Annotated in this window: 8 protein-coding genes, 3 tRNA genes and 4 rRNA genes; 10 read left to right on the top strand and 5 right to left on the bottom strand. The window is 40.9% G+C overall.

Annotated features, from left to right (window positions below; all coding sequences use genetic code 11):
* Positions 1-119 precede the first annotated feature (119 nt).
* The 4 genes from pepE to DYE60_RS08305 form a co-directional block, all read right to left on the bottom strand.
* The gene (gene pepE, locus DYE60_RS08320) at positions 120-851 is read right to left on the bottom strand and encodes a dipeptidase PepE (RefSeq protein ID WP_115316133.1); all 732 of its coding nucleotides are present in this window, start codon (positions 849-851) and stop codon (positions 120-122) included.
* Positions 852-861: 10 nt separating this feature from the next.
* Positions 862-2,241: a C4-dicarboxylate transporter DcuC gene (dcuC, locus tag DYE60_RS08315; protein ID WP_115316132.1), complete on the bottom strand. Its 1,380-nt coding sequence runs from the start codon at positions 2,239-2,241 to the stop codon at positions 862-864.
* A 66-nt stretch (positions 2,242-2,307) separates the two neighbouring features.
* Positions 2,308-3,066: a 3-oxoacyl-ACP reductase gene (locus DYE60_RS08310; protein WP_115316131.1), complete on the bottom strand. Its 759-nt coding sequence runs from the start codon at positions 3,064-3,066 to the stop codon at positions 2,308-2,310.
* A complete protein-coding gene (locus DYE60_RS08305) occupies positions 3,063-3,284 on the bottom strand; it encodes a DUF2829 domain-containing protein (RefSeq protein ID WP_115316130.1) in 222 nt (73 codons plus the stop codon). The genes DYE60_RS08310 and DYE60_RS08305 overlap by 4 nt, the downstream gene beginning before the upstream one ends.
* Before the next feature lie 173 nt (positions 3,285-3,457).
* On the opposite strand from DYE60_RS08305, the gene murI reads away from it, so the two are divergent.
* From murI to DYE60_RS08265, 8 genes are all read left to right on the top strand, one after another.
* The gene (gene murI / locus DYE60_RS08300; protein WP_115316129.1) at positions 3,458-4,243 is read left to right on the top strand and encodes a glutamate racemase; all 786 of its coding nucleotides are present in this window, start codon (positions 3,458-3,460) and stop codon (positions 4,241-4,243) included.
* 317 nt (positions 4,244-4,560) lie between these two features.
* Positions 4,561-6,103, top strand: a 16S ribosomal RNA gene (locus tag DYE60_RS08295).
* Between the two features lie 87 nt (positions 6,104-6,190).
* Positions 6,191-6,266 (top strand) — tRNA-Glu (locus DYE60_RS08290).
* Between the two features lie 227 nt (positions 6,267-6,493).
* Positions 6,494-9,397 (top strand): 23S ribosomal RNA (locus DYE60_RS08285).
* 104 nt (positions 9,398-9,501) lie between these two features.
* A 5S ribosomal RNA gene (gene rrf, locus DYE60_RS08280) occupies positions 9,502-9,617 on the top strand.
* Positions 9,618-9,670: 53 nt separating this feature from the next.
* A 5S ribosomal RNA gene (gene rrf, locus DYE60_RS08275) occupies positions 9,671-9,786 on the top strand.
* The 16S, 23S and 5S rRNA genes sit together here with 3 tRNA genes alongside, the layout of an rRNA operon.
* 12 nt (positions 9,787-9,798) lie before the next feature.
* Positions 9,799-9,875, top strand: a tRNA-Asp gene (locus DYE60_RS08270).
* Positions 9,876-9,884: 9 nt separating this feature from the next.
* Positions 9,885-9,960, top strand: a tRNA-Trp gene (locus tag DYE60_RS08265).
* A gap of 371 nt (positions 9,961-10,331) precedes the next feature.
* Here the strand turns inward: DYE60_RS08265 and menB are convergent.
* Positions 10,332-11,189 carry a 1,4-dihydroxy-2-naphthoyl-CoA synthase gene (gene menB, locus DYE60_RS08260; RefSeq protein ID WP_115316128.1) on the bottom strand — a complete coding sequence of 286 codons (858 nt, stop codon included), beginning with the start codon at positions 11,187-11,189 and terminating at the stop codon, positions 10,332-10,334.
* A gap of 245 nt (positions 11,190-11,434) precedes the next feature.
* On the opposite strand from menB, the gene asnB reads away from it, so the two are divergent.
* Both asnB and DYE60_RS08250 read left to right on the top strand, forming a co-directional pair.
* Positions 11,435-13,018: an asparagine synthase B gene (gene asnB, locus DYE60_RS08255; protein WP_115316127.1), complete on the top strand. Its 1,584-nt coding sequence runs from the start codon at positions 11,435-11,437 to the stop codon at positions 13,016-13,018.
* 176 nt (positions 13,019-13,194) lie between these two features.
* Positions 13,195-14,592, top strand: a complete 1,398-nt coding sequence (locus tag DYE60_RS08250) for a nicotinate phosphoribosyltransferase (protein WP_115316126.1) — start codon at positions 13,195-13,197, stop codon at positions 14,590-14,592.
* Positions 14,593-14,603: the final 11 nt, after the last annotated feature.

The raw sequence follows: 14,603 nt of genomic DNA, 5'->3' as shown, positions 1-14,603 counted from the left end.
CTTCTATTGTTATATTGGCAAAGCCATTATTTAGTAAAAGGTTATAAAAATTAACATCAAAAAATCCCACAATCTTGAAAAATTGTGGGATTTGCAAATTTTAATAAAAATATAACCGCTTATAAATTTACTTGCATAAAGCGAGTCATATCCGTTTCAGTAAAATTCTGTTTTTCCTGCCCAAACTGAAACCAAGTATAAGGTTTATTATTCGGTGTATGATAAGTTAATCCGTTATCGCTTAAATGCAACCACGTTCCTTCTGGAAGACCTATTACCGATTTGTGTGGATTGCGGATACAAAATTCTTCAATGCGTTCATCACGAGTCTCGCCCATATGATTTTCAATCGTGGCATCAATATAATGGGCGTTGATATGAAATGGCACAAGATTAAGTGATGGGGTAATCGCTGCATCAACAATGCACATATCATTAGTGGTACACATATTTGGCGAGCAAATTACAGAACCTGCACTCCAGCCAACATAAACCGCATTTTGATTTAACACTTTGTCACGAATTGGCTCAATTAAACCATTATCGTGTAAACATTTGTTTAAGTGCCATGTATTGCCACCGCTTACCATAATCGCGTCAGCATCATAAATGGCTTGCACAGGATCGGCAAATTCGTGAATCCCTTTGATTTCTAAGCCGTCTAATTCCGCTAAGGCGTCTTTTACGCTTTGTACGCGTTCATCATAACTCAGACGAATAACAGCATAAGGAATGACCACGACTTTTTTGATTTTTTGTGCTTTGAAACACGGAATAATCGCAGGTAAGGCATATTCAAGTAATACTTTTGAGTTTGGCAATTTTCCGTTACTTAACATAAAAATATTCATTTTGGATCTCCTAGAAAGTCATAATACTCACGAGAGTTGAAATAATGATACCGCCGAGCATTGGGATTGCGGTACGTTTTGCAAGAGCGAATGGCGATACATTCGCGACCCCTGCGATTGCCACCATATTTGGTGCAATTGGCGAGATGTTACGGCTTAATCCTGCCACAAATTGCATTGGGAGTAACATCATTACTGGTGCAATGCCCATTTTAGAGGCTATTTCTGGAACTAAATTTGCAAATGAGAAGAATGCGGCGTTGCCTGATCCCATTAACACAGAGGTAATCATAATAATTAACACCATCACAATGGTCATTGCGATAGCCCCAAAACCTGCGGTTTCCGCACTTTTAATAATAATGTCAATTACGCCAATCGTCGTTAAGCCCTGTGCAAAGGTTTGACCTGCCACAATGAAAGTCACTACGTTTGCAAATTGTTTGCCCATTCCATCAAAGAAAATTTGGATAGAATCGATCACTTTTTTGGCGTTGCCTAATGTGAAATATTCAAAAACTAATGCAATCACAACAGAAACCAGCATTGCGGTGGTTACGTCCATTGTTATGCTACTAATAGTGAGCTTATTAAACATAAAAATAAGCACTAATGGAATGATCGGTAAAATAGCATAAATGGTCGGTGCTTTTTCTAAATCTTGTTGAGTTTTTGCATCAACTCGCACATCTTCAATATTACCAGTATGTTGATAGCCTTCTGCTTTATCAAAATATTTTTGTACCACAATATGTAAAAATGCGATCACAACCAATGACGCCACAGCGACTAATACTTGATAATTAACCACATATTCCACCACATCAATGCCGATCAATTCTGCGGCAAAGTTCACATTCCCCTGTGCTGGTCCCATTTCTACGGCAACCGCAGTCGCAATGGGTGCACAAGCGGTAAGTGGGCTTAATCCTACGCCACGCATTAAGGGATAGAGCGTTACCATTAAAAGCACCCCTAACCCTGAGGCACTGGTAATAAAGATAGATAAAAACTCGCCGACAAAGAAACATAACGCCATAAAGAAATACGGCATATGGCTAACTTTTTCTAGCGGTTTAGTTAATACTCGCACCAATGAGGCAGAGGCACCGATTTCGTGCATATAGAAAGCAAACCCTGCGATTGCCATAATTTTTAAGCCGAGTCCGGCACTTTGAGAAGAGAAGGTAATTTTGATGAAGTGGAAAATATCTAATAAATGCGAGCCTGTGGATTTACTTTCCGGAAGGGGTAACCCTTTTCCCAGTAACATTGAGGCAAGCATTAAAAGGATACCACCAAAAATTAAGATTGCTTGGGCTTTGTAGCCTTTGAGTACAAAGTAAGCAACCACCGAAGTTACTGCTAATGCAATAAGAATTTCTAACATAATAAAGTCTCCATAAGTATAAAAAAATCAATTCTTTTAAATAATATTGAGCTTAAAAATCTGTTGTTATCCTTTTATTGTCCAGCCACCGTCCATTGTTAAAATTGTACCGTGCATATAATCAGCCTGATCACTGGCTAAAAAAAGTGTGAGATTGGCAACTTCTGCTGGTTCAGCCCATCTTTTAATGGGGGTTTCATTTTGAACCCAACGAGCTAATTCTGCCTCTTGGGCAAAATCAGGCTCCGTCATTTTTGTTCTAATTGCACCAGGTGCAATGCCATTGATTCTGATATTTTTGCCTTGATATTCATAGGCTAGCTGTTTTGTAAAACCGATAACCGCGTGTTTGGATACCGTATAAGCAATTCCCCCACCTGCTGTGGTTAGCCCTGCAATAGACGCCATATTGATAATACGTGAAGAAGGGGCTTTTAATAAAAGAGGGATAAATGCTTTTGTGATAAGAAACATAGAACGAACATTAGTGTTAATAACCTTATCCCATAATTCTATATCGGTATTTTCTATATTTTTAAACTCATCTAATATCCCAGCCGTATTGCAAAGTACATCTATTTGAGAAAATTTCTCAGCAACAATCTCAAACAGCTTATCTACTTCTGCTTTTTGAGAAATATCAGCGGTAATTTTAAGGATATTTTGATGTTCTATGGAAATAGGTGCTTTATCTATGACGATAACAAAAGCACCGTGATTTAAAAACGCGACCGCTTGTGCCTTTCCAATACCCGAGCTTGCCCCCGTGATAATCACGGTCGGCGTTTTATTTACACAGTGTTGAACACCAACTTTTATCGTCATTTCACTTCAATCCAATCCGTCGCTAAAATATCGCATACTGTTGGTTGAAACATTGAATAACCTTCGCCTTTTACCGAAATCACAAAATAGGGGGTAAATTTTTGTCCATCGAGGGTTTTGGTATCTTTTAATACAATATATTCCTCTAAACCGCCCCAGCCTTGTCTCACAAATTTCTCGCCCTGTTTTAATCTTGGAAGGATTTCTTCAAATTTCATATTTTTCTCTTTTTGTTACTGTTTAAAATGTTGCTTTATTATGCCACAGGCTTATCAACAATCAATTATTAGATTAAGAGAAAAATCATAGTGTTGTATTTGAATGACAAAAAAGAAGAGAGTAGAATCCAAAAATTAGTTTACTCAGATACTAAAATACAATTACTGACAAAATGAAACCAACAATCCTTATTTACGATTCAGGAATGGGAGGATTAACCATCTATGATGAAATCCGCAAGAAAATTCCAAATGCCTACTATATATATTGTTTTGATAATGCTTATTTTCCTTATTCAGAAAAATCGGAAAGCGAGCTTGTAGCAAGAGCAGAACATATTGTGCAAAAAATTATAAAAAAACACCCGCTTGATCTTGTCGTTGTCGCTTGTAATACCGCAAGTACTGTTGTATTGCCTACATTAAGAAAAAAATTTGATATAGAAGTAGTAGGAACAGTTCCAGCTATAAAACCTGCTGCACAGATCTCACAGACGAAAACAATAGGATTATTAGCAACAAAAGGAACAGTGAATCGTCGTTATGTTCAAGAGCTAATAGATAGCTATGCCAAAGAGTGTGTTGTCGAGAAAATAGGATCTACTACATTAGTAGAATTGGCTGAACAAAAAATGCAAACAAATACGGTCGATAGTGAAAAATTACAAGAAATTATTGCAACGTGGCAATCTAATCCAAAATTAGATACTGTTATTTTAGGTTGTACCCACTTTCCAGTAGTCAAAAAAGAGCTACAACAATTGCTCCCACAGGTAAAAAACTTTATTGATTCAGGAAAAGCGATAGCAAATAGAGTGGAATTCTTATTAAAAACAAAAAAAATAGCTGAAAAATCCTCTTTTGATAACATTGCTTACTGCACCAAAGTCACAAAAAACATAAAAGACCAAGAAAATATAATGATCAAAAATGGATTGAAGCGGTTAGATTTTATCTAATTTTTACAAAAAAACATCGTTTTGAATTAAATTTAATCTCTTGTTCAATTTTTTTAAACTTTTTTGCAAAAAGTGCTTGCGTAGTTTTTTAAAATCCCTATAATACGCCACACACAACGACGCACTGTTGTGAAGAAAGAAAGTTTACTAGGTGCGTCGTTGATTTTTTTGCTCTTTAACAATTTATCAGACAATCTGTGTGGGCACTTGTTGATTTGACTTATTTAAAAAATATTTTGAAATTAAAGTCTTAATAAGTGTCACTGAAAATTTATTTAATAAAAATTCTATGTCAGTTTATTGAGCGATTAAACTTTTAATTGAAGAGTTTGATCATGGCTCAGATTGAACGCTGGCGGCAGGCTTAACACATGCAAGTCGAACGGTAACAGGAAGAAAGCTTGCTTTCTTTGCTGACGAGTGGCGGACGGGTGAGTAATGCTTGGGAATCTGCCTTATGGAGGGGGATAACTACGGGAAACTGTAGCTAATACCGCGTAATATCTTCGGATTAAAGTGTGGGACCTTCGGGCCACATGCCATAAGATGAGCCCAAGTGAGATTAGGTAGTTGGTGAGGTAAAGGCTCACCAAGCTGACGATCTCTAGCTGGTTTGAGAGGATGACCAGCCACACTGGAACTGAGACACGGTCCAGACTCCTACGGGAGGCAGCAGTGGGGAATATTGCACAATGGGCGCAAGCCTGATGCAGCCATGCCGCGTGAATGAAGAAGGCTTTCGGGTTGTAAAGTTCTTTCAGCGATGAGGAAGGTGCTATATCTAATAGGTGTAGCAATTGACGTTAGTCGCAGAAGAAGCACCGGCTAACTCCGTGCCAGCAGCCGCGGTAATACGGAGGGTGCGAGCGTTAATCGGAATAACTGGGCGTAAAGGGCACGCAGGCGGTTGTCTAAGTCAGATGTGAAAGCCCCGAGCTGAACTTGGGAATTGCATTTGAGACTGGGCGACTAGAGTCCTCTAGGGAGGGGTAGAATTCCACGTGTAGCGGTGAAATGCGTAGAGATGTGGAGGAATACCGAAGGCGAAGGCAGCCCCTTGGAGAGAGACTGACGCTGAGGTGCGAAAGCGTGGGTAGCAAACAGGATTAGATACCCTGGTAGTCCACGCTGTAAACGATGTCGATTTGGGGGTTGGGCTTTAAGCTTGGCGCCCGTAGCTAACGTGATAAATCGACCGCCTGGGGAGTACGGCCGCAAGGTTAAAACTCAAATGAATTGACGGGGGCCCGCACAAGCGGTGGAGCATGTGGTTTAATTCGATGCAACGCGAAGAACCTTACCTACTCTTGACATCCATAGAAGAGCTCAGAGATGAGCTTGTGCCTTCGGGAACTATGAGACAGGTGCTGCATGGCTGTCGTCAGCTCGTGTTGTGAAATGTTGGGTTAAGTCCCGCAACGAGCGCAACCCTTATCCTTTGTTGCTAGCAGGTAATGCTGAGAACTCAAAGGAGACTGCCAGTGATAAACTGGAGGAAGGTGGGGACGACGTCAAGTCATCATGGCCCTTACGAGTAGGGCTACACACGTGCTACAATGGCGTATACAGAGGGCGGCGAACCTGCGAGGGTGAGCGAATCTCAGAAAGTACGTCTAAGTCCGGATTGGAGTCTGCAACTCGACTCCATGAAGTCGGAATCGCTAGTAATCGCGAATCAGAATGTCGCGGTGAATACGTTCCCGGGCCTTGTACACACCGCCCGTCACACCATGGGAGTGGGTTGTACCAGAAGTAGATAGCTTAACCTTCGGGAGGGCGTTTACCACGGTATGATTCATGACTGGGGTGAAGTCGTAACAAGGTAACCGTAGGGGAACCTGCGGTTGGATCACCTCCTTACCTGAATAAGCGACAGCGAGTGTTCACACAGATTGTTTGATGAAGTAATAAGAGACAATAAAAGAGATAAGAGTATCTCTAAATGTTGTCCCCATCGTCTAGAGGCCTAGGACATCGCCCTTTCACGGCGGTAACGGGGGTTCGAATCCCCCTGGGGACGCCATTTAAAGATATTTGTTATCTTATTGTTCTTTAAAAAATTGGAAACAAGCTGAAAACTGAAGACTTTCAAGTTTGATGTTTAATTTATTAACTTAAATTGATGAATTGAATATTAAATCTTTATGAAGTCTGAGTAAGAAACTAAAAAATAGTATGTTGAACAAAAGCAACATACGAACTTGAGTTGTTTAATGACAACTTTAGGTGTGAAAGCACTTGAGGTTGTATGGTTAAGTGACTAAGCGTACACGGTGGATGCCTTGGCAATCAGAGGCGATGAAGGACGTGCTAATCTGCGATAAGCTTGGAAGAGTTGATAAGAAACGTGATAATTCCAAGATTTCCGAATGGGGAAACCCAATAGGTGAAGAACCTATTATTAATAACTGAATACATAGGTTATTAAAGCGAACCGGGAGAACTGAAACATCTAAGTACCCCGAGGAAAAGAAATCAACCGAGATTCTGTGAGTAGCGGCGAGCGAAAGCGGAAGAGCCAGTTAGTTTTAGCAGTAGTATTAAGAGAAGAAGTTGGGAAACTTCGCGACACAGGGTGATAGCCCCGTATCTGAAAATACAATTGTGGAACTAAGCTAACGATAAGTAGGGCGGGACACGTGATATCCTGTTTGAAGATGGGGGGACCATCCTCCAAGGCTAAATACTCCTGATTGACCGATAGTGAACTAGTACTGTGAAGGAAAGGTAAAAAGAACCCCTGCGAGGGGAGTGAAATAGAACCTGAAACCGTGTACGTACAAGCAGTAGGAGCAACTTTGTGTTGTGACTGCGTACCTTTTGTATAATGGGTCAGCGACTTATATTTTGTAGCAAGGTTAACCGAATAGGGGAGCCGTAGGGAAACCGAGTCTTAACTGGGCGTTTAGTTGCAAGGTATAGACCCGAAACCCGGTGATCTAGCCATGGGCAGGTTGAAGGTTGGGTAACACTAACTGGAGGACCGAACCGACTAATGTTGAAAAATTAGCGGATGACCTGTGGCTGGGGGTGAAAGGCCAATCAAACCGGGAGATAGCTGGTTCTCCCCGAAATCTATTTAGGTAGAGCCTTGAGCGGACACCTTTGGGGGTAGAGCACTGTTTCGGCTAGGGGGCCATCCCGGCTTACCAACCCGATGCAAACTACGAATACCAAAGAGTGATACTCAGGAGACACACGGCGGGTGCTAACGTTCGTCGTGAAGAGGGAAACAACCCAGACCGCCAGCTAAGGTCCCAAAGTCTATATTAAGTGGGAAACGAAGTGGGAAGGCTTAGACAGCTAGGATGTTGGCTTAGAAGCAGCCACCATTTAAAGAAAGCGTAATAGCTCACTAGTCGAGTCGGCCTGCGCGGAAGATGTAACGGGGCTCAAATATAGCACCGAAGCTGCGGCATCAGAATTTATTCTGTTGGGTAGGGGAGCGTTCTGTAAGCGGATGAAGGTGAATCGAGAGGTTTGCTGGACGTATCAGAAGTGCGAATGCTGACATAAGTAACGATAAAACGAGTGAAAAACTCGTTCGCCGGAAGATCAAGGTTTCCTGTCCAACGTTAATCGGGGCAGGGTGAGTCGACCCCTAAGGCAAGGCTGAAAAGCGTAGTCGATGGGAAACAGGTTAATATTCCTGTACTTGTAATAACTGCGATGTGGGGACGGAGAAGGTTAGGTTATCAGGGTATTGGATTGCCCTGTTTAAGCCGGTAGGTGGGAATTTTAGGCAAATCCGGAATTCTATTAAACACCGAGAAGTGATGACGAGACGCTAAGGCGTTGAAGTAACTGATACCACGCTTCCAGGAAAAGCCACTAAGCTTCAGGTTATTATAAATCGTACTGTAAACCGACACAGGTGATCAGGTAGAGAATACTCAGGCGCTTGAGAGAACTCGGGTGAAGGAACTAGGCAAAATAGCACCGTAACTTCGGGAGAAGGTGCGCCGGCGTAGATTGTAGCCCTTTACGGGTGAAGGTTGAACCGGTCGAAGATACCAGCTGGCTGCAACTGTTTATTAAAAACATAGCACTCTGCAAACACGAAAGTGGACGTATAGGGTGTGATGCCTGCCCGGTGCTGGAAGGTTAATTGATGGTGTAATCGAAAGAGAAGCTCCTGATCGAAGCCCCAGTAAACGGCGGCCGTAACTATAACGGTCCTAAGGTAGCGAAATTCCTTGTCGGGTAAGTTCCGACCTGCACGAATGGCATAATGATGGCCAGGCTGTCTCCACCCGAGACTCAGTGAAATTGAAATCGCCGTGAAGATGCGGTGTACCCGCGGCTAGACGGAAAGACCCCGTGAACCTTTACTATAGCTTGACACTGAACCTTGAATTTTAATGTGTAGGATAGGTGGGAGACTTAGAAGTAGCAACGCCAGTTGTTATGGAGTCGTCCTTGAAATACCACCCTTTAACGTTTGATGTTCTAACGAAGATTACGAAACGTGGTCTCGGACAGTGTCTGGTGGGTAGTTTGACTGGGGCGGTCTCCTCCCAAAGAGTAACGGAGGAGTACGAAGGTTTGCTAATCACGGTCGGACATCGTGAGGTTAGTACAATGGTATAAGCAAGCTTGACTGCGAGACGGACATGTCGAGCAGGTACGAAAGTAGGTCATAGTGATCCGGTGGTTCTGAATGGAAGGGCCATCGCTCAACGGATAAAAGGTACTCCGGGGATAACAGGCTGATACCGCCCAAGAGTTCATATCGACGGCGGTGTTTGGCACCTCGATGTCGGCTCATCACATCCTGGGGCTGAAGTAGGTCCCAAGGGTATGGCTGTTCGCCATTTAAAGTGGTACGCGAGCTGGGTTTAGAACGTCGTGAGACAGTTCGGTCCCTATCTGCCGTGGGCGTTGGAGAATTGAAAGGGGCTGCTCCTAGTACGAGAGGACCGGAGTGGACGCATCACTGGTGTTCCAGTTGTCTCGCCAGAGGCATTGCTGGGTAGCTACATGCGGAAAAGATAAGTGCTGAAAGCATCTAAGCACGAAACTTGCCTTGAGATGAGTTCTCCCTGACTATAAGTCAGTAAGGGTTGTTTGAGACTAAGACGTAGATAGGCAGGGTGTGTAAGCATAGTGATATGTTGAGCTAACCTGTACTAATTGCCCGAGAGGCTTAACCATACAACGCTCAAGTGTTTTTGGAAAGACGAATAAAGAAAGTAGAAGTAGAAGCTTGTTTTTAATTAAAGAATAAAGAAAATTAGAGAAGAATATTGAAAGATTTTCCTGATGGCCATAGTGCAACGGAACCACCTGACTCCATACCGAACTCAGAAGTGAAAAGTTGTAACGCCGATGGTAGTGTGGGGTTTCCCCATGTGAGAGTAGGACACCATCAGGGTTTTATTAAATTAGTTTATTTTTAGTTAAGTAAACTAACTTAATAAAAATTTTCCTAATAGCGATAGTGCAGTAGCCCCACCTGAATCCATACCGAACTCAGAAGTGAAATGCTGTAACGCCGATGGTAGTGCAGGGTTTCCCTGTGTGAGAGTAGGGCACTATTAGGTTTCCATATTTGCGGAGTGGTAGTTCAGCTGGTTAGAATACCTGCCTGTCACGCAGGGGGTCGCGGGTTCGAATCCCGTCCATTCCGCCAATTCTTTTTAGGGGCGTAGTTCAATTGGTAGAGCGTCGGTCTCCAAAACCGAATGCTGGGAGTTCGAGTCTCTCCGCCCCTGCCATATCGTCTTATAATCCCAATTAAATATTAAAATATAGTTAGTGAGTTTTCATTTGATTTGATAAAATATTTTTCATAATTTCACAAAAATTAGAATATTTCTATTTATCCTAGTAAAGTGTAATGATGAATGTCTATATTTACATATATTTTTGATGAATTTAGAGAGTAACAAGCTACTTTTTTGTTAATGTTGCATAGATATAAGCTGTATTATATTTTCTGATAGTTTTAATCTTGTATTATTTATAATAATAAGAGGAGATGCGAGGCTTGTTTTTAATTTAATCGTCAGTTTGCTATTCTAAGTATAATAGAAACGATAAAGGGTGTAATGTAATACACCCTTATAGAATCGCTATGTTAATAATATTAAGGATTACGCTTAAACTTATTGAAATCTGGCAGGCGTTTTTCATTGAAGGCATTACGTCCTTCTTGCCCTTCTTCTGTCATATAGAATAACATTGTGGCATTACCTGCAAGTTCTTGTAAACCGGATTGACCATCACAGTCTGCATTTAATGCTGCTTTTAGGCAACGTAATGCGATTGGGCTGTTACGTAACATTTCACGACACCATTTTACAGTTTCTTTTTCTAATTCACTGTAAGGCACAACAGTATTTACTAGTCCCATCTCTAATGCCTCTTGTGCGTTGTATTGACGGCATAAGAACCAAATTTCACGAGCTTTTTTCTGTCCCACGATACGCGCCATATAGCTTGCACCCCAACCACCGTCAAATGAACCCACTTTTGGTCCTGTTTGACCGAAAATGGCATTTTCAGCAGCAATGGTTAAATCACACATCATATGTAATACGTGTCCACCACCGATAGAGTAACCGGCAACCATTGCCACCACCGGTTTTGGACAAGTACGGATGTCACGTTGGAAATCAAGCACATTTAAGTGATGTACACCACTATCATCTTTATAACCGCCGTAATCGCCACGTACTTTCTGATCACCACCTGAACAGAAGGCTTTTTCACCTTGACCTGTTAATACAATCACACCCACTTTTTCATCAAAACGTGCGTCAGCAAAGGCTTGAATCATCTCTTTTACAGTTTGTGGGCGGAATGCGTTACGTACTTCTGGACGGTTAATGGTGATTTTTGCGATACCGTCGGTTGATTTATGATATAAAATATCGCTATAACCTTCACTATGGTCTTGCCATTCTACGGGTGCATAAAGCACATCATCATTTGGATTTTGCATAATTATTCCTTATTTAGTTTAAAGTTGTCAGATTATAACGGAAATTTCATTTTTTAACGATAGTCAAAATAATTTAAGCGAATAGCTATAAATATAAATATTATCTAATATTACAATATTTTTGTTATATAAAATTCTGCTTGTTGTGTGGTTTTTTGTTTTTGTTTAAAAATAGTTTGCATTTTGTTTGTTTTTATTTAAAATTGTTGATAATTTATTAAAGAATAATCAACTCGGAGACAAATATGTGCGGTTTTGTATTCTCATCTGCAAAAGAGATGAGCGAAACATTTAAGAAAAGTTATGATTCAACCTTCCATCGCGGACCGGATCATCAAAGTATTACAGCGGATGACGGCGGGATTTGGGGATTTCATCGTTTATCTATTATGGATATGACGAATAATGGAAACCAGCCTTTTGTACATAACGATGTAAAATTGATGTGTAATGGTGAAATCTATAATTTTGAATATTTGACCGAGATTTTAAAAGATACCTATAATTTCCATTCACACAGTGATTGCGAAGTGTTAATCCCGCTTTACGAACACGTTGGCATTGATGTCATGATGAAAATGCTTGACGCTGAATTTGCACTTGTAATGTTTGATCGCAAAACAGGCGAAGTTATGGCTGGGCGTGATCCAATGGGAATCCGTCCATTATTTTATGGCTACGACAAAGAAACGGGTGCGATTGCCTTTGCATCAGAAGCAAAAGGCTTAATCTCATTTTGCCGTGATGTGACGCCATTCCCACCTGGGCATTACTATAAAGCGGGCAAATTTGTTTGTTATAACGATATTGCCGATCCAAAAGTGATTATCGATCAAGACGTAGAAACAATTGCCAAAAACTTAAAAGAAAAATTAGAAGCAGCCGTGATCAAACGCTTGCACGCGGATGCACCATTAGGCTTCTTATTAAGTGGTGGTTTAGATTCATCATTAGTGTGTGCGATTGCACAAAAACATTTAGATAAACCAATTCGTACGTTCGCAGTGGGAATGGATACCGATCCGATTGATTTAAAATATGCCAAAGAAGTGGCAGATTATTTAGGTTGTGAGCACACCGAAGTGATTATGACCAAAGAAGATATTTTGGAAGCATTAGAAACCGTTATTTGGCACTTAGAAACGTGGGATATTACCACTGTTCGTGCAAGTATGGGCATGTACTTAATTTGTAAATATATCCGTGAAAACACCGATCTTAAAGTGCTTTTAACGGGTGAAGTAAGTGATGAAATTTTTGGTTATAAATATACCGACTTTGCCCCAACGCCAGCAGAATTCCAAAAAGAATCACAAAAACGTATCCGCGAATTATATATGTATGATGTATTACGTGCAGACCGCTGTTTATCAGCAAACTCAATTGAAGCTCGTGTACCATTTAGCGATATTGATTTTGTGGATTATGCGATGAGTATCAATCCTGAGCGTAAAATGAATAAATACGGCAAAGGTAAATACTTATTGCGTCGTGCATTTGAAGGTTTGGATTATTTACCAGATAGCATTTTATACCGTGAAAAAGCGGCATTTTCTGACGCAGTTGGTCACTCAATGGTTGATCATCTTAAAGATTTTGCTGAAAGTAAATATTCAGATGAAGACTTAGCAAAAGCGAAAGAAACCTATTTACACGGCACACCATTTACCAAAGAAAGCTTGCTTTACCGTGATATTTTTGAAAAATTCTATCCAGGTCAAGCCGAGTGGATCAAAGATTTCTGGATGCCAAACAAAGAGTGGGAAGGTTGTAATGTTGATGATCCTTCTGCTCGTGTACTGAAAAACTATGGTGACAGTGGTAAGTAAGCGGTCATATTTTTATTAAAAATTACAAATAAATAAAATGATAGAATTCTTCGAATGATTCGGAGGATTCTTTTTTTATATCATTTTCTCGGTAAAACCACATTTTTTATTCCAATTTAGTAAAGTATATGCAACAATATGCGCTATCTTTTCTATTCTTTAATGAGAAATAAAAAATGTACACATCAAATCTAAATAACCTTATCTTAAATACCGACAGTTACAAAGCGTCCCATTGGGTGCAATATCCGCCACAAAGTGAATATGTGTCTAGCTATATTGAATCCCGTAAAAGTGATTTTGATGTAGTCTTTTTTGGGCTACAAGCCTTTATTAAAGAGTATTTGAGTAAACCTGTTACGTTACAAGATATTGAAGAGGCGGAAATTGTTTTTACGGCTCACGGCGAGCCTTTTAATAAGCAGGGCTGGTTAAAAATCGTTGAAAAATATCAAGGTTATTTACCGATAAAAATTGAGGCGATACCAGAAGGAAGTATTATTCCAGCAAGTAATGTGGTATGTCAGATTATCAATACTGATCCTGAATTTTATTGGTTACCAAGCTACTTAGAAACGGCATTATTGCGTGCGATTTGGTATCCAAGCACGGTTGCGAGTATCTCTTATTATTGCAAAAAAATCATCAAACAAGCCCTAGAAAAATCAGCGGATAATTTAGCGAGTTTGCCTTTTAAATTACACGATTTTGGGGCGAGAGGGGCGAGTAGTTTGGAAACTGTCGCACTCGGTGGATTAGCCCATTTAGTTAATTTTAGTGGCACGGATAGCGTGAGTGCATTGCTCGCCGCTCGTCGTTGGTATAACGCAACGGAAATGCCCGCATTTTCTATTCCTGCGGCAGAGCATAGCACGATCACCAGTTGGGGGCGTGAAGGCGAGATTGCCGCTTATCAAAATATGCTCAACCAATTTGGTGGTGAAGGAAAAATCTTTGCGGTGGTATCCGACAGCTATAATTTGTGGGACGTAGTCAGCGAAGTGTGGGGCAGTCAGTTTAAAGAGCAAATTATCAAAATGGGGGGAACCTTAGTGGTTCGTCCTGATAGTGGTAAGCCGACCGAAGTGGTGTGCAAAACCCTTGAAATTTTAGAACAAAAATTCGGTTCAACCTTGAATAGCAAGGGCTACAAAGTGTTGCCTGATTGTATTCGTGTGATTCAAGGAGACGGTATCGATCAGGATTCTTTAAAAGAAATTCTTGATGAAATAATGGCAATGGGATTTAGCGCTGAAAATATTACCTTTGGAATGGGGGGCGGATTGTTGCAAAAAGTCAATCGTGATGTGATGAGCTGGGTAATGAAAACCTCTGCAATTCAAGTGGCAGGCGAGTGGCGAGATGTGTATAAAGATCCGATCACCGCTCATAGCAAGCGTTCTAAAAAAGGGCGTTTGGCACTGATCAAACAGGATAATCAATTTAAAACTATTCGTGAAGAAACCTTGCTAGACGCACAACAAAATTTACTGCAAGCGGTTTATCTAAATGGTAAGCTCTTGATTGAGGAAGAATTTACAACAATTAGAAATCGCACCAGTGCGACACTTTAATTTTTGATACA

The sequence above is a fragment of the Phocoenobacter uteri genome (assembly GCF_900454895.1).
In the GTDB taxonomy this organism is placed as follows: Bacteria; Pseudomonadota; Gammaproteobacteria; order Enterobacterales; family Pasteurellaceae; genus Phocoenobacter; species Phocoenobacter uteri.
Note: the sequence above shows the minus strand (reverse complement) of the source record. Positions and strands in the feature narration are given on the sequence as shown.